General features: G+C 68.2%; 10 protein-coding genes. 8 read left to right on the forward strand and 2 right to left on the reverse strand.

Going from position 1 to position 15,706, the window contains the following annotated elements; genetic code table 11:
- The first annotated feature begins 94 nt into the window (after window positions 1–94).
- From acnA to OG444_RS29100, 4 genes are all read left to right on the forward strand, one after another.
- The gene (gene acnA / locus OG444_RS29085) at window positions 95–2,824 is read left to right on the forward strand and encodes an aconitate hydratase AcnA (RefSeq protein ID WP_327264958.1); all 2,730 of its coding nucleotides are present in this window, start codon (window positions 95–97) and stop codon (window positions 2,822–2,824) included.
- Between the two features lie 315 nt (window positions 2,825–3,139).
- Window positions 3,140–4,570: an N-acetylglucosamine/diacetylchitobiose ABC transporter substrate-binding protein gene (gene ngcE / locus OG444_RS29090; protein WP_327264959.1), complete on the forward strand. Its 1,431-nt coding sequence runs from the start codon at window positions 3,140–3,142 to the stop codon at window positions 4,568–4,570.
- 50 nt (window positions 4,571–4,620) lie between these two features.
- Window positions 4,621–5,565 (forward strand): carbohydrate ABC transporter permease, encoded by a 945-nt coding sequence (locus OG444_RS29095; RefSeq protein WP_327264960.1) that lies wholly within the window; start codon window positions 4,621–4,623, stop codon window positions 5,563–5,565.
- Between the two features lie 13 nt (window positions 5,566–5,578).
- Window positions 5,579–6,505 (forward strand): carbohydrate ABC transporter permease, encoded by a 927-nt coding sequence (locus OG444_RS29100; protein ID WP_327264961.1) that lies wholly within the window; start codon window positions 5,579–5,581, stop codon window positions 6,503–6,505.
- Between the two features lie 25 nt (window positions 6,506–6,530).
- Here OG444_RS29100 and OG444_RS29105 read toward each other — a convergent pair whose 3' ends face one another.
- Both OG444_RS29105 and mgtA read right to left on the reverse strand, forming a co-directional pair.
- Window positions 6,531–7,406 carry a hypothetical protein gene (locus tag OG444_RS29105; protein WP_327264962.1) on the reverse strand — a complete coding sequence of 292 codons (876 nt, stop codon included), beginning with the start codon at window positions 7,404–7,406 and terminating at the stop codon, window positions 6,531–6,533.
- 163 nt (window positions 7,407–7,569) lie between these two features.
- Window positions 7,570–10,317, reverse strand: a complete 2,748-nt coding sequence (mgtA, locus tag OG444_RS29110) for a magnesium-translocating P-type ATPase (protein ID WP_327264963.1) — start codon at window positions 10,315–10,317, stop codon at window positions 7,570–7,572.
- Window positions 10,318–10,899: 582 nt separating this feature from the next.
- Between mgtA and OG444_RS29115 the strand changes: the two genes are divergently transcribed.
- The 4 genes from OG444_RS29115 to OG444_RS29130 all read left to right on the forward strand — a co-directional run bounded on the left by OG444_RS29115 (window position 10,900) and on the right by OG444_RS29130 (window position 15,609).
- Window positions 10,900–12,114, forward strand: coding sequence for an ROK family transcriptional regulator (locus tag OG444_RS29115; RefSeq protein ID WP_030008678.1), 1,215 nt, complete (start codon window positions 10,900–10,902; stop codon window positions 12,112–12,114).
- 117 nt (window positions 12,115–12,231) lie between these two features.
- Complete coding sequence (locus tag OG444_RS29120; RefSeq protein ID WP_327264964.1) at window positions 12,232–13,344, forward strand: sugar ABC transporter substrate-binding protein; 1,113 nt, start codon at window positions 12,232–12,234, stop codon at window positions 13,342–13,344.
- Window positions 13,345–13,504: 160 nt separating this feature from the next.
- Window positions 13,505–14,293: an ATP-binding cassette domain-containing protein gene (locus tag OG444_RS29125; protein ID WP_030386091.1), complete on the forward strand. Its 789-nt coding sequence runs from the start codon at window positions 13,505–13,507 to the stop codon at window positions 14,291–14,293.
- Between the two features lie 26 nt (window positions 14,294–14,319).
- Window positions 14,320–15,609: a sugar ABC transporter permease gene (locus OG444_RS29130; protein WP_327266968.1), complete on the forward strand. Its 1,290-nt coding sequence runs from the start codon at window positions 14,320–14,322 to the stop codon at window positions 15,607–15,609.
- Window positions 15,610–15,706: the final 97 nt, after the last annotated feature.

Genomic DNA, 15,706 nt, shown 5'->3' on the forward strand with positions numbered 1-15,706 from the left:
CCCCGCTGGTAAGGGTTACCTAACTTAGCCCTACCTTAGCGGATTGGCCAAGGGGCGTGGCGGCAGGATTGCGGTTATACGCGCGAATTCATGCATGAAGGAGACTGTCGTGTCGGCGAACAGCTTCGACGCCCGCAGCACGCTGCAGGTGGGCGACGAGTCGTACGAGATCTTCAAGCTGGACAAGGTCGAGGGCTCCGCCCGCCTTCCCTACAGCCTGAAGGTCCTGCTGGAGAACCTGCTCCGTACCGAGGACGGCGCGAACATCACCGCCGCCCACATCCGGTCGCTCGGCTCCTGGGACTCGCAGGCCCAGCCCAGCGAGGAGATCCAGTTCACGCCGGCCCGCGTGATCATGCAGGACTTCACCGGCGTTCCCTGCGTGGTGGACCTCGCCACCATGCGCGAGGCCGTCAAGGCCCTCGGCGGCGACCCGGCGAAGATCAACCCGCTCTCGCCCGCCGAGATGGTCATCGACCACTCCGTCATCGCCGACAAGTTCGGCACGCCGGACGCCTTCGCGCAGAACGTCGAGCTGGAGTACGGCCGCAACAAGGAGCGCTACCAGTTCCTGCGCTGGGGCCAGACCGCCTTCGACGACTTCAAGGTCGTCCCCCCGGGCACCGGCATCGTCCACCAGGTCAACATCGAGCACCTGGCCCGCACGGTCATGGTCCGTAACGGCCAGGCGTACCCCGACACCCTCGTCGGCACCGACTCGCACACCACCATGGTCAACGGCCTCGGCGTGCTGGGCTGGGGCGTCGGCGGCATCGAGGCCGAGGCCGCGATGCTCGGCCAGCCGGTCTCCATGCTGATCCCGCGCGTCGTGGGCTTCAAGCTGACCGGCGAGCTGCCGGCCGGCACCACCGCCACCGACCTCGTGCTGACCATCACCGAGATGCTCCGCAAGCACGGCGTCGTCGGCAAGTTCGTCGAGTTCTACGGTGAGGGCGTCGCCGCCACCTCGCTGGCGAACCGCGCCACCATCGGCAACATGTCTCCGGAGTTCGGCTCCACCGCCGCGGTCTTCCCGATCGACGACGAGACCCTGAAGTACCTGCGCCTGACCGGCCGCGACGCCCAGCAGGTCGCGCTCGTCGAGGCGTACGCCAAGGCCCAGGGCCTGTGGCTGGACCCGGCCGCCGAGCCCGACTTCTCCGAGAAGCTGGAGCTCGACCTCTCCACGGTCGTCCCCTCCATCGCCGGCCCGAAGCGCCCGCAGGACCGCATCGTCCTCGCCAACGCCGCCGAGCAGTTCGCCGTCGACGTACGCAACTACGTCTCCGACGACGAGGAGGCCGGCAAGGAGTCCTTCCCGGCGTCCGACGCCCCGGCGTCCTCCAACGGTGTGCCCACCAAGCCCACCGCGGTGACCCTGGCCGACGGCACCTCCTTCGAGATCGACCACGGCGCCGTCACCGTCGCCGCGATCACCTCGTGCACCAACACCTCGAACCCCTACGTCATGGTCGCGGCCGCCCTCGTGGCGAAGAAGGCCGTGGAGAAGGGCCTCGCCCGCAAGCCGTGGGTCAAGACCACCCTGGCCCCGGGCTCGAAGGTCGTCACCGACTACTTCGACAAGGCCGGCCTGACCCCGTACCTCGACAAGATGGGCTTCAACCTCGTCGGGTACGGCTGCACCACCTGCATCGGCAACTCGGGTCCGCTGGAGGAGGAGATCTCCAAGGCGATCAACGACGCCGACCTGGCGGTCACCTCGGTCCTCTCGGGCAACCGCAACTTCGAGGGCCGCATCAACCCCGACGTCAAGATGAACTACCTGGCCTCCCCGCCGCTGGTCGTCGCGTACGCCATCGCGGGCTCCATGAAGGTGGACATCACCAAGGACGCCATCGGGATCGACACCGAGGGCAACCCGGTCTTCCTGAAGGACATCTGGCCCTCCGAGGCCGAGGTCAACGACGTCGTCGCGAACGCGATCGGCGAGGACATGTTCAGCAAGTCCTACCAGGACGTCTTCGCGGGCGACGCCCAGTGGCAGGCGCTGTCGATCCCGACCGGCAACACCTTCGAGTGGGACCCGCAGTCCACCTACGTGCGCAAGCCCCCTTACTTCGAGGGCATGACGATGGAGACCACCCCGGTCTCCGACATCGCCGGCGCCCGTGTGCTGGCGAAGCTGGGCGACTCGGTCACCACCGACCACATCTCCCCGGCCGGTGCGATCAAGGCCGACACCCCGGCCGGCAAGTACCTCACCGAGCACGGCGTCGAGCGCCGCGACTTCAACTCGTACGGTTCCCGCCGCGGCAACCACGAGGTCATGATCCGCGGTACGTTCGCCAACATCCGCCTGCGCAACCAGATCGCCGCGGGCACCGAGGGCGGCTTCACCCGCGACTTCACGGTCGAGGGCGCGCCGGTCTCCTTCATCTACGACGCCTCGCAGAACTACCAGGCCGCCGGCATCCCGCTGGTCATCCTGGCGGGCAAGGAGTACGGCTCCGGCTCGTCCCGCGACTGGGCGGCCAAGGGCACCGCGCTGCTCGGCGTCAAGGCCGTCATCGCCGAGTCCTACGAGCGCATCCACCGCTCCAACCTGATCGGCATGGGCGTCCTGCCGCTGCAGTTCCCGGAGGGTGCCACCGCGGCCTCCCTGGGCCTGACCGGCGAGGAGACCTTCGCGTTCACCGGTGTGGAGGAGCTGAACAACGGCACCACCCCGCGCACGGTCAAGGTCACCACCGACACCGGTGTGGAGTTCGACGCGGTCGTGCGCATCGACACGCCGGGCGAGGCGGACTACTACCGCAACGGCGGCATCATGCAGTACGTCCTGCGGAACCTCATCCGGGGTTAAGGGCGCGCCAAGCGGAGCCCTTCTCCGCTGAATCGGCACCATAGGGCCGTATCCCCGTCACGGGGGTACGGCCCTTCCGCATTTTCGTCACGCGGTGCCAGATGACGGACAGGTCTCAACTCGGAAAAGCTGGCGGTCATCCTTGTGCACGATCTTGCTCAGGCGAGCGGAAGTGGACTATACCTGTGCCCGTCCAGGTCGCTTCGTAGGAGCGGCCCCGGACCCGGGGGACAGCGGGGAACTGCGGCGTCGTCCGCATGGACGGCAACTGCCGTGATTTCCCGCGTCCTTCACACTTCTGACGAAGGCGAGGACATGAGCATGGCATCCACCGGTGAGGGCCTCGGCCGCCGTGATCTGATCAAGCGCTCTGCGGCACTCGGCCTGATCACCGTGCCGACGATGGGCTTCCTGTCCGCCTGCGCGTCCGGCGGCGGCGAATCCACCAGCGGCCCGTCCAAGGCCGCGACGAGCGCGCAGAACCCCTTCGGCGTCTCGAAGGGCAGCAAGATGGACGTCGTCGTCTTCAAGGGCGGGTTCGGTGACGACTACGCGAAGGCCTGGGAGGCCGCCTTCGACAAGAAGTGGGGCACCACCAGCTCCCACCTCGGGACCCAGGAGATCACCGGAAAGCTCCAGACGCGCTTCAACGGCGGAAACCCGCCGGATGTCGTCGACAACTCCGGCGCCCAGCGGATCAAGCTGGACGTGCTCTTCAAGAGCAACCAGCTCGCCGACCTCACCCCGGTGCTCGACGCGCCCTCGCTCGACGACCCGAGCAAGAAGGTCCGTGACCTGCTGATCGCGGGCACCGTCGAACAGGGCACGCAGGGCGGCAAGTTCATCTCGCTCAACTACGTCTACACCGTCTGGGGCTTCTGGTACTCGGGCAAGCTCTTCAAGGAGAAGGGCTGGACCGCCCCCAAGACCTGGGACGAGTTCCTCGCCGTCTGCACGAAGGCCAAGGAGGCCGGCATCGGCGGCCTCGCGCACCAGGGCAAGTTCCCTTACTACATCAACGTCGTCATCATGGACCTGATCGCCAAGAAGGGCGGTCTGGACGCCGTGAAGGCGATCGACAACCTGGAGCCGAACGCCTTCGAGGGCAGTGCGGTGGCCCTCGCCGCCGTCGAGGCCGTCTACGAGGTCGTCGAGAAGGATCTGCTGCTCCCGGGCACCAACGGACTGACCCACACGGAGTCCCAGACCGCCTGGAACCAGTACAAGGCGGCCTTCATCCCCTCCGGCTCCTGGCTGGAGAACGAGCAGCTCAAGCAGACGCCGGAAGACTTCGACATGCAGTTCCTGCCGGTCCCGCTGCTGGCCGACAGCAAGCTGCCCCTCGAGGCCATCCGGGCCGGCGCCGGCGAGCCCTTCATCGTCCCGGAGAAGGCGGCCAACAAGGCGGGCGGCCTGGAGTTCATCCGTTCGATGCTGTCCCGCGAATGGTCGACCATCTTCGCCCAGCAGGCCAATTCGCTCACCGTGGTCAAGGACGGCGTGGACCCGAGCGTGAAGCTGCGGCCGGGCACCCAGTCGGCCGTAGGGGCGCTCAAGGCGGCGGGGGACAACACCTTCAACTACCTTTACCCCGACTGGTACAGCGAAATGGACACGGCGATCCAGGACGCGTCCAATGAGCTGATGGCGAAGCGGATTCAGCCGAAGGAGTGGATCAAGCGGGCCCAGGCTGCGGTAAACAAGGCGGCGCAGGACCCGAACGCCAAGAACAACCGTCGCAGCTGACCTCGCGCTCCACCGGGCACCGGTCACCGGGCACTCCAGGGACGGACACCATGAGCCAAGTAGCCCAGGGCAGAGGACGGGGCGGCTTCATCGCCGGCTTCCTCCTCGCACCCCTCGCGCTGTACCTGACCTTCGTCATCTGGCCGTACGTACAGACGTTCGGCTACTCCTTCACCAACTGGACGGGCCAGTCACCGACCTTCGATTTCGTCGGGGTGGACAACTACACGGCCCTGATGAAGGACGAGGTCTTCCGCGGCGCCCTGTGGAACAACCTGCTGCTCCTGGTGTTCGTCCCGGTGGTCACCATCCTGCTCGCCCTCTTCTTCGCCTTCATGGTGAACGCGGGCGGGCGGGGCGGGGCCGGCGGGGTGCAGGGCGTACGGGGATCGGGCTTCTACAAGATCGTCTACTTCTTCCCGCAGGTCCTCTCCCTCGCCATCCTCGCGGTGCTCTTCGGCGCCGTGTACCGCACCGACGAGGGCGGCCTGCTCAACGGCGTCCTCATCCGCCTCGGCCTGGTCGACCGGCAGCATCCGGTCGAATGGCTCAACGAACCGCGGCTCGTGCTGTGGTGCCTGCTCCTGGTCGTCGTCTGGCACGGCGTCGGCTTCTACCTCGTCCTGTTCTCGGCGGCCATGCAGTCCGTCCCCAAGGACATCTACGAGGCCGCCCTGCTCGACGGGGCCGGGCGCGCCCAGACCTTCTTCAAGGTCACCCTGCCCCTGCTGTGGGACTCTGTGCAGACCTCCGCGGTCTACCTGGGCATCGCCGCGATGGACATGTTCGTCCTGGTGTCGACCATGACCTCGGGCCAGTTCGGCGGCGGCCCCGACCACCACAGCGAGGTCATGGCGACGGTGCTGATGAGGAACTTCCTCTACTTCGGCAAGAGCGGCTACGCCTGCGCCATGGGCGTGGTCATGCTCGTCCTCACCATGATCCTTTCCGTCATCACGCTGCGCGCCACCCGCCGCGAGCGCATCGAGTTCTGAGCGGGAGACCCTCATGACCACAGTGATCAAGGCTCCGGGCGAAGCAGCCGCGGAGCGGTCCGGGGGAGCCGGACCGAGCGGCGAACGGGGCGCGAAGAGCTCCGAGGGCATGGTCCTCAACGTCTTCTCCCACGGCTTCCTCGCCGTCTGGGCCGTACTGATCGTCCTGCCCCTGATCTGGCTGGCGCTCGGCTCCTTCAAGACCGACGCGCAGATCGGCGGATCGGCCCTCAGCTGGCCCTCCAACTGGAACCTCGACGCCTTCGGCCGCGCCTGGGACAAGGGCATCGGCGACTACTTCGCGAACACCCTGATCGTGATGGTGTTCTCGGTCCCGCTGACGATGCTGCTCGGCTCGATGGCGGCGTACGTACTGGCCCGCTACCCCTTCCCGGGGAACCGGTTCGTCTACTACTTCTTCGTCAGCGGGGCGATGTTCCCCGTCTTCCTCGCGCTCGTCCCGCTGTTCTTCATGGTCAAGCGGTTCGACATGCTGAACACGTACCAGGGCCTGATCCTCGTGTACGTCGCGTACTCGATGCCGTTCACCGTCTTCTTCATGCACTCGTTCTTCCGGACGCTGCCGACGGCGGTGCACGAGGCGGCGGTGATCGACGGGGCCTCGGACACCCGGATCTTCTTCCAGGTGATGGTGCCGATGGCCAAGCCCGGCCTGATCAGCGTCGGGATATTCAACATCCTGGGCCAGTGGAACCAGTACATCCTGCCCTCGGTGCTGATGCAGCCCCAGACCGGCTCGGACCCCGAGCGCTACCTGCTCACCCAGGGCCTGATCCAGCTCCAGCAGCAACAGGGGTACGAGACCGACCTGCCCGTCCTCTTCGCCGGTGTCACCATCGCGATGATCCCGATGCTGGTGGTCTACCTCTCCTTCCAGCGCCAGATCCAGGCCGGCCTCACCTCGGCGACGCTGAAGTAGCGGCTCCGGCCCCCGGTCTCCGGCCTCAGGAGCCGCCGGAGGTCTTCCGCAGCCTGTACAGCCTCCGGGAGCCCGGGTCGCCGACGTTCTGGCTGATCCGGGGCTCCCGGGCGGTGCCGTCGACGGCCCAGGCCGGCCACGGGCACTCGGGGATCCGTACGCGGACCTCCTGGGACCGGGCGTTCCGCCCGCTCTCGTACGACCAGGTTCCCGAGCCCGAACACCGCCGCGACGGGCCGCTGGGGTGCTCGCCGGAGCGGTGCAGGCCGACGCCGGACGCCGTGACCCGGCCGTCCGGGGTGAAGACCAGCGTTCCGCTCGTGTGGTCGGTCCAGGTGCCGGGCATGGTCTGCGGTCCGATCCTCGGCGGCTCGTACGCGGGCAGCAGGCCGGCGGTGAGTCCGAGAGCGCCGAGCAGGCCCGTGCCCGCCACCAGCGCCGTGCCCCCCAGCGCCACCCGCCGCAGCAGTCCCTCGCGCCTGGGCAGGGCGGTCAGCGCGCCCAGCGAGAGCGAGGCGGTGGCGCAGGCCCAGAAGATCAGCGTGGATCGCGTGGGCACGTCGTTGTGCGCCGAGAAGCCGAAGACGGGCAGCGCGAGCAGGACCGCCACCATCAGCGGCGCCGACCACCATGGCGCGTGCCGGCCGAGCAGGCGCCCGAGGAGGTCGGCCAGTGCGACCGCCGGCAGCACGAGGACCAGCGACAGCAGGAAGGCGATGACGGCGACGAGGGGCCAGGCCGAGAACACGGCCCCCGTGATGGCGGTGTGGTCGGGTGGCGTGTCCGGCGGCGGCTGCGTCTGGGCGTACAGCACCGCCACCACGACGGCGAGCGCCACCTCCAGGTTCCCCACCAGCGTCGAGACCAGCAGAACCCTGCCGTAGGAACGTTTCTGATGCACGCTCGATCCCCCCTCGCGGCGTGACGGACGAACGCGTCGGCCCTGCCGGCGGCGTCCGGATCCATAGTGCCAGCCGGGCTGAACGTGTTCAATTCATTCTTCGCCCCCGCCCGTCCCGGGCGCGACCGACCGGCACCACGGGGTGGCTCCCGCGTTCAGGCCCCTACAGCCAGGTGTTGAACTTGCGGATGTACCAGGTCTTCACCAGCTGCGTGAGCGTGCAGTACGCGAGCAGTACGCCGATCAGCCACGGGAAGTAGCTCGCCGGCAGGGCCACGAAGCCCAGCGAGGGCGCCAGCGGCGAGAAGGGCAGCCAGAGCCCGGTCAGCACCGCGAGGACGGTCATCACCATCACCGGCCAGGAGGCGCGGGACTGGATGAAGGGGATCTTCCGGGTGCGGATCATGTGGACGATCAGGGTCTGCGAGAGCAGGCCCTCGATGAACCAGCCGGACTGGAAGAGGGACTGGCTCGCCGTGCTGTTGGCCTCGAACACGTGCCACATGATCAGGAACATCGAGATGTCGAAGATCGAGCTGACCGGACCGATGGTGACCATGAAGCGGCCGATGCCCTTGGCGTCCCAGTTGCGGGGCTTCCTCAGGTACTCCTCGTCCATCCGGTCCCACGGGGTCGCCAGCTGCGAGATGTCGTAGACGAGGTTCTGGACCAGCAGCATGATTGCGAGCATCGGCTGGAAGGGGATGAAGGCGCTCGCCACCAGGACCGAGAAGACGTTGCCGAAGTTCGACGACGCGGTCATCTTGATGTACTTGACCGTGTTGCCGAAGGTGGTCCGGCCCTGGACGACACCCTGCTCCAGGACGGTCAGGTCCTTCTCCAGCAGGATGATGTCCGCCGACTCCTTGGCGATGTCCACGGCGGTGTCCACCGAGATGCCGACGTCGGCGTCCCGGAGAGCGGCCGCGTCGTTGATGCCGTCGCCGAGGAACCCGACGGTGTGTCCCTCCGCCTGCAGGGCCCGTACGATCCGGGCCTTCTGGACCGGATTGACCTTGGCGAAGACCGTCGTACGGACGGCCAGCGCGCGCAGTTCGGTGTCGCCCAGGCCGTCGGTCCCGGAGCCCGGCACCACCTGCCCGACATCGATGCCGACGTCGGCGCAGACCCGGGCGGCCACGAGCTCGTTGTCGCCGGTGACGACCTTCACCGCGATGCCCTTGTCAGACAGACCCTGCAGGGCCCGGGCGGCGTCCGCCTTCGGCGGGTCGAGGAAGGCCAGGAAGCCGACGAGGGTGAGCCGGTCCTCGTCCGCGACCGAGTAGGTCTCGCGCGGGGTGTCGATCGTGCGGGTGGCGACGGCGAGGACCCGCAGGCCCTGCCGGTTGTTGTCCTCGGCGATCCGGGTGACGTGCCACCGCAGCTGCTCGGTGAGCTCGACCCTCCCCCAGCCTTCGGCCGGGGGGACCCCCTGGCCGCGGTCCGTCATGTGCGTGCAGAGGTCCAGGACCTCCTCGACGGCACCCTTGGTGATCATGATGTGTTCGGAGCGGCCGAAGTCGCCCACCGTGCTGTTGCGGTCCAGGACCACGGTCATCCTGCGCCGGGCGAAGTCGAAGGGGATCTCGTCGACCATCGAGAACCGTGCGTCGACGACAACCTCCTCGGCCTCGTCCACGCGGTCGATGACGGCCCGGTCCATCAGGTTCTTCAGGCCGGTCTGGAAGTGCGAGTTGAGGTAGCCGTACTCCAGGACCTCGCCGTCCTCCTGGCCGTGCACGTCCAGGTACCGGTCCAGGACGATCCGGTCCTCGGTGAGGGTGCCGGTCTTGTCCGTGCAGAGCACGTCCATCGCGCCCAGGTTCTGGATGGCGTTGAGCCGCTTGACGACCACCTTGCGCCTGGACATGGCGACCGCGCCGCGCGCCAGGTTGGCGGAGACGACCATCGGCAGCATCTCGGGGGTCAGCCCGACGGCGACGGCGATGCCGAAGAGGAAGGCCTCGTCCCAGTCGCCCTTCGTGAAGCCGTTGATCATGAAGACGACCGGGACCATCACCAGCATGAAGCGGATCAGCAGGAAGCTGACCCTGCGCACGCCGGTGTCGAAGTTGGTCTGCGGGCGCTCGCCGACCAGCGAGCCCGCCATCGAGCCGAAGTAGGTGTCGGCGCCGGTGGCGACGACGACCCCGGTGGCGGTGCCGGAGGTGACCGAGGTGCCCATCAGGGCCAGGTTGTCGGCCTCCACCGGGTCGGTGGTGTCCGGCCGGCCGAGGTCCGGTGCGCGGGTGTCGGCCTTCGCCACCGGCAGGGACTCGCCGGACAGGGCCGCCTGCGCGACGCTCAGGTCCTTGGCGGTGACGATCCGCAGGTCGGCCGGGATCAGGTCGCCTGCCGCCAGCTTGACCACGTCGCCCGGGACCACCTGGTCCATGGGTACCTCGAACGTGGTGGGCGCGGAGCCGCTGCCGGCCCTGCGCTGCACCGCGCAGGTGGTGGTGACGAGCTGCTTCAGCGCATCTGCGGCGCGGCCCGAGCGGAACTCCTGCCAGAAGCGCAGCAGCCCGCTGATCCCCACCATCACGGAGAGGATGGCGACGCCCGGATCCTCGGGGTCCTGCCAGTACATGACGGCGGCCAGGAAGGCCAGGACGGCGATGAAGGGGTTCCAGAAGGCCTTCGCCAGCTGGACGTACCAGCGGGGCGCGCGCTCCTGGGCGACGACGTTCGGGCCGTGGCGCTCCAGGCGCAGTGCGGCCTCGGCGTGGGTGAGGCCGGCCGTCGAGGCGTCCACCTCCTGCAGGACCTGGACGCCGGAGCGGGCGCTGATCGCGGTGAGGCGCTCGCCGACGAGCCGGGTACGGGACTCCAGCTCGGCGGCCTTGCGCTCGCGCCGGGACCGGCCCGGCGGTGCGAGCTTGGCCGGAGTACGGGGGGTGAGCATGGTCATGACGAATACCTCCCTCCACGGTGTCCGGGCAGCGCGAAGCCGAGCGGTCACGTGGAGTGATCATGGGTCGGCGCGGAACGGCCCGAGGGGACGCGGGCACGCCGATGGGCATGGATGACGCACGCCCGGCGGAGTTGGCAGGGCATGCGGAAGGAAGGGAACGTGGAAGTAAGCAGCGCAAGCGCGCACGGGGCAGCGGTCCGCCGCTGCCGCGGGCACTCGGAGAAAGGTCAGCCGGTCACAAGGTCAGCCGACGGGAGCGCTGCAAGGACTTCGATCGGGACTCATCCCGAACACCTCCTTGCATAGCGCGGTCATTGCGAGACGCCCGATCCGGCCGGAATGGCCGCAGATGATCGGCGTCTCGGCGACCGTAGCACGATCCAGGGGCCGCTTCTCTCCCCCTTTGGGTCGGTAGTGGGCGGTTCATGCCGTGTCAGCCTCTTGACGTGTGGAAGCGCAAAGGCTCGACTTAAGGTTCACAAGTTGGAGAGATGCCGGGGTCTCGGAGCGTGAAGCCGTGACGTGCCCCGGCCGGGGGGCGACGGCTGGCCGTCGCTAATGGGCAGGAGTGGATGAGTCGTGCAGACTCCCGGATCGCAGTCGTCACTGCATCGCGCGAATCTCGAACGGGTCGTGCGGGCGGTGCGGCTCGCTGGATCGCTGACCCAGGCGGAGATCGCCCGCGCCACCGGACTGTCGGCGGCCACGGTCTCCAACATCGTCCGGGAGCTGAAGGACGGCGGGACCGTCGAGGTCACCGATACGTCGGCCGGCGGCCGCCGCGCGCGCAGCGTCTCGCTCAGCGGTGACGCCGGCATCGTCATCGGTGTGGACTTCGGCCACACCCACCTGCGGGTGGCGGTGGGGAACCTCGCCCACCAGGTGCTGGCCGAGGAGTCCGAGCCGCTGGACGTCGACGCATCCTGGGCGGACGGCTTCGACCGGGCCGAAGCCCTGGTCGGACGGCTGATCGCGGACATCGGGGTGGGCCTGGAGAAGGTCATCGGCGTCGGGCTCGGCGTGCCCGGACCGATCGACGTGGAGTCGGGGACCCTGGGCTCGACGGCGATCCTGCCGGGCTGGGCGGGCATCAACCCCCGTCAGGAGCTCTCGCAGCGCCTCGGGGTGCCCGTGTACGTGGACAACGACGCGAACCTCGGCGCCCTCGGCGAACTCGTTTGGGGGAGCGGGCGGGGAGTAAAGGACCTCGCCTACATCAAGGTGGCCAGCGGCGTCGGCGCAGGCCTCGTGATCAACGGCCAGATCTACCGCGGACCGGGCGGCACGGCGGGCGAGATCGGGCACATCACCCTGGACGAATCGGGCCCCGTCTGCCGCTGCGGCAACCGCGGCTGCCTGGAGACCTTCGCCGCCGCCCGGTACGTGCTGCCGCTGCTCCAGGGCACGCACGGCCCGGAGTTGACGATGGAGCGGGTGGTCGAGCTGGCCCGCGAGGGGGACCCGGGCTGCCGCCGGGTGATCACGGACGTGGGCCGGCACATCGGCAGCGGCGTGGCCAGTCTGTGCAACCTGCTGAACCCGAGCCGGGTGGTGCTGGGCGGCTCGCTGGCGGAGGCCGGTGAGCTCGTGCTCGCCCCCATCCGCGAATCGGTCGGGAGGTACGCGATCCCCAGTGCGGCCCGGCAGTTGTCGGTGCTGACGGGGAACCTCGGAGGGCGCGCCGAAGTGCTGGGCGCACTGGCACTCGTACTCAGCGAGATGGGCGATTCGACACTTTTGTCAGATCATGGAAGTGGAGTGCGAGCTCCCGCCGTCTTGTCTTCAGGTAGATAACGAATGGCACCGTTGTCATCTCGTTAAGAATTCACTCCTTGACGGCAAAACGCGGCCGGGGTTGACTCACATCCACCTCGGCCGCGGCGTAGCGGCCTCGTCAGGGAGGTTCAAGTAATGAACACGCGTATGCGCAGAGCCGCTGTAGCCGTTGCCGCCGGCGCCATGGCCGTTTCCCTCGCCGCTTGTGGCAGTGCCAAGGAGGCCGGCGACAAGACCAAGGAGTCCTCCGGCGCTGCCAAGGGCGACGCGATCAAGGTCGGTCTGCTCCTGCCGGAGAACCAGACCGCGCGTTACGAGAAGTTCGACAAGCCGCTCATCGAGAAGAAGGTCGCCGAGCTCACCGGCGGCAAGGGCGAGGTCGTCTACGCCAACGCCAAGCAGGACGCGACCACGCAGAACTCCCAGGTCGACACGATGATCACCAACAAGGTGGACGTCCTGATCATCGACGCGGTGGACTCCAAGGCCATCGCCGGCTCGGTCAAGAAGGCGAAGGAGGCCGGCATCCCGGTCGTCTCCTACGACCGCCTGGCCGAGGGCCCGATCGACGCCTACACCTCCTTCGACAACGAAGAGGTCGGCAAGGTCCAGGGCAAGGCCCTGCTGGAGGCCCTGGGCGACAAGGCCAAGGACGGCCAGATCGTCATGATGAACGGTTCGGTCACCGACCCGAACGCCAAGCTCTTCAAGTCCGGTGCGCACTCCGTGCTCGACGGCAAGGTGAATGTCGGCAAGGAGTACGACACCGTCGAGTGGAAGCCGGAGAACGCCAACACCAACATGGCGGCCGCGCTCTCCGCGCTCGGCAAGGACAAGGTCATCGGCGTCTACTCGGCCAACGACGGCATGGCGGGCGGCATCATCACCGCCCTCAAGGCCGCCGGCGTCTCCCCGCTGCCCCCCGTCACCGGCCAGGACGCCGAACTCGCCGGCGTGCAGCGCATCGTCGCGGGCGAGCAGTTCATGAGCGTCTACAAGCCGTACGCCCCCGAGGCCGAGGCCGCCGCGAAGATGGCCGTCGCCCTCGCCAAGGGCGGCAAGCCCGAGGGCACCACGTCCACGGTCGACAGCCCCACCACCAAGGGCGTTCCCTCCGTGCTGATCCCGGTCATCTCGCTGACCAAGGCCAACATCAAGGACACCGTCGTCAAGGACGGCGTCTACTCGGTCGACGAGATCTGCTCCGACAAGTACGCGGCGGCCTGCGCCGCAGCCGGCCTGAAGTAGCGGCCCCCGTCGCCTCCTCGCGAGGCGGCCCCCCATCCCTGACCGGCGTCCCGCCCACTCATCCCCGCCACTGGGCGGGGCGCCGGGCAGAAACGTTCCCCCATTCGCCCCGCTCCTGCTCTTTTTGCACGACATCCCCGCCGGTCAGGCGGCGAAGGAGATGGTTCATGTGTCCGCTGCGCCCGTGCTGGCGTTGCGAGGGGTCTCGAAGCGGTTCGGCGCCGTTCAGGCCCTCACCGACGTAGAACTCGAGATCCACTCCGGTGAAGTGGTCGCCCTCGTCGGCGACAACGGTGCCGGAAAGTCCACGCTGGTCAAGACGATCGCCGGCGTGCACCCCATCGATGAAGGTGTCATCGAGTGGGAAGGGCGCCCGGTCTCCATCGGCAAGCCCCACGACGCCCAGAACCTGGGCATCGCGACGGTCTACCAGGACCTGGCGCTGTGCGACAACATCGACGTTGTCGGCAACCTCTTCCTCGGCCGTGAGCTCAAGAGCTTCGGCATCCTCGACGAGGTGGAGATGGAGCGCCGCGCCCGCGAGCTCCTGACCACCCTGTCCATCCGGATCCCCAGTGTCCGCATCCCGATCGCCTCGCTCTCCGGCGGTCAGCGCCAGACCGTGGCGATCGCACGTTCCATGCTGGGCGAGCCCAAGCTCGTCATCCTCGACGAGCCCACCGCCGCCCTCGGTGTCGAGCAGACCGCACAGGTCCTCGACCTGGTCGAGCGGCTGCGCGAGCGCGGCCACGCCGTCATCCTCATCAGCCACAACATGGCCGATGTGAAGGCCGTCGCCGACAAGGTGGCGGTTCTGCGGCTGGGCCGCAACAACGGTGTCTTCAACGTCGCCGACACCTCGCAGGAAGAGATCATCTCCGCCATCACCGGTGCCACGGACAACGCCGTGACCCGCCGGGCGGCCCGCACCTCGGAGGCCGGCAAGTGAGCACCCAGAACCCTGCCACCGGTCCACTGGACAAGGGCCCCGTGGACCAGCCGGAGCACATCGACCCGGTCAACCCCGCGGCCGCGCACGACGCGATCCCGGCCGTGGACCCCCGCCTGCTCGTCCGCGAAGAGGGCCTCGCCGGATACGTGGGCGAGTTCAAGCGCAAGATGAAGGCGGGCGACCTCGGTTCCCTCCCGGTCGTCATCGGCCTGATCGTCATCTGGTCGATCTTCCAGGGGCTGAACTCGAACTTCCTCTCCCCGGAGAACCTCACCAACATCGCGATCACGATGACCGGCACCGGCATGATCGCCATCGGCATCATCTTCGTGCTGCTGCTCGGTGAGATCGACCTCTCGGTCGGCTCGGTGAGCGGTGTCTCGGGCGCCATCGTCGCCGTCCTCGCCGTCACCAACGGCGTGAACGAATGGCTGGCCATCCTCGCGGCCATCGTGGGAGGCGCCCTGATCGGCTCCATCCACGGCTTCTTCTTCGCCAAGATCGGCGCCCCGGCCTTCGCCGTCACCCTGTCGGGCCTGCTCTTCTGGCTCGGCGCGATGCTGCAGATCCTCGGCAGCAACGGCACGATCAACATCGACTCCGACGGCGTGGTCGGCCAGCTGACCACGTACTTCTTCTCGGAGGTGGCCGTCGCCTACGGGCTGGCCGCGCTCGCGGTGGCCGGCTACTTCCTCGCGGCCTTCCTCGACGCGAGGCGCCGCGAGGCGGCCGGGATGCCCTCCCGGCCGCTCGTCGAGATCCTGCTGCGCACCGGCCTGCTCGCGCTGTGCACCTTCGGTCCCGCCGTGCTGTTCAACCAGTACAAGGGTCTGCCGCTCGCGGTGGTGCTCTTCCTGCTGGCCCTGGTCGTCACGGACTTCCTGCTGCGCCGCACGACCTTCGGGCGAAACGTTTTCGCACTGGGTGGCAGCGTCGAGGCCTCCCGCCGTGCGGGCATCAACGTCACCCGGATCCGGATCACGGTCTTCGCGATCTCCAGCACCTTCGCCGCCATCGGCGGCCTGTTCTGGGCATCCAAGATCGCGGCGGCCAACCAGAGCGCCGGCGCCGGCGACCTGCTGATGAACGTGATCGCGGCGGCCGTCATCGGCGGCACCAGCCTCTTCGGCGGCCGGGGCCGGACCTGGAACGCCCTCCTCGGCGTCATGGTCATCGTCTCGATCCAGTACGGTCTGGCCCTGGAAGGCATTGCGACGCCGATCCAGTACATGATCACCGGCGCGGTGCTGCTGGCGACCGTGGTGATCGACTCGGTGACCCGCAAGACCCAGAAGACGGCCGGCCGCGCCTGATCGCGCGTCCGACCGCCCGCCGGAGCGGCATCCGGCGGTAAGACCGGTCACAGTGCCCGGCGCCACTTCTCGTGGCGCCGGGCATCCGTGCGTGCAC

Source organism: Streptomyces sp. NBC_01232 (assembly GCF_035989885.1).
Lineage (GTDB): Bacteria > Actinomycetota > Actinomycetes > Streptomycetales > Streptomycetaceae > Streptomyces.

Bases quoted from the DNA above. Each gene is read 5' to 3' on its own strand.
- acnA (WP_327264958.1), top strand. From the start codon at position 95: ATGAAGGAGACTGTCGTGTCGGCGAACAGCTTCGACGCCCGCAGCACG.
- ngcE (WP_327264959.1), top strand. From the start codon at position 3,140: ATGAGCATGGCATCCACCGGTGAGGGCCTCGGCCGCCGTGATCTGATC.
- OG444_RS29095 (WP_327264960.1), top strand. From the start codon at position 4,621: ATGAGCCAAGTAGCCCAGGGCAGAGGACGGGGCGGCTTCATCGCCGGC.
- OG444_RS29100 (WP_327264961.1), top strand. From the start codon at position 5,579: ATGACCACAGTGATCAAGGCTCCGGGCGAAGCAGCCGCGGAGCGGTCC.
- mgtA (WP_327264963.1), bottom strand. From the start codon at position 10,317: ATGACCATGCTCACCCCCCGTACTCCGGCCAAGCTCGCACCGCCGGGC.
- OG444_RS29120 (WP_327264964.1), top strand. From the start codon at position 12,232: ATGAACACGCGTATGCGCAGAGCCGCTGTAGCCGTTGCCGCCGGCGCC.
- OG444_RS29125 (WP_030386091.1), top strand. From the start codon at position 13,505: ATGGTTCATGTGTCCGCTGCGCCCGTGCTGGCGTTGCGAGGGGTCTCG.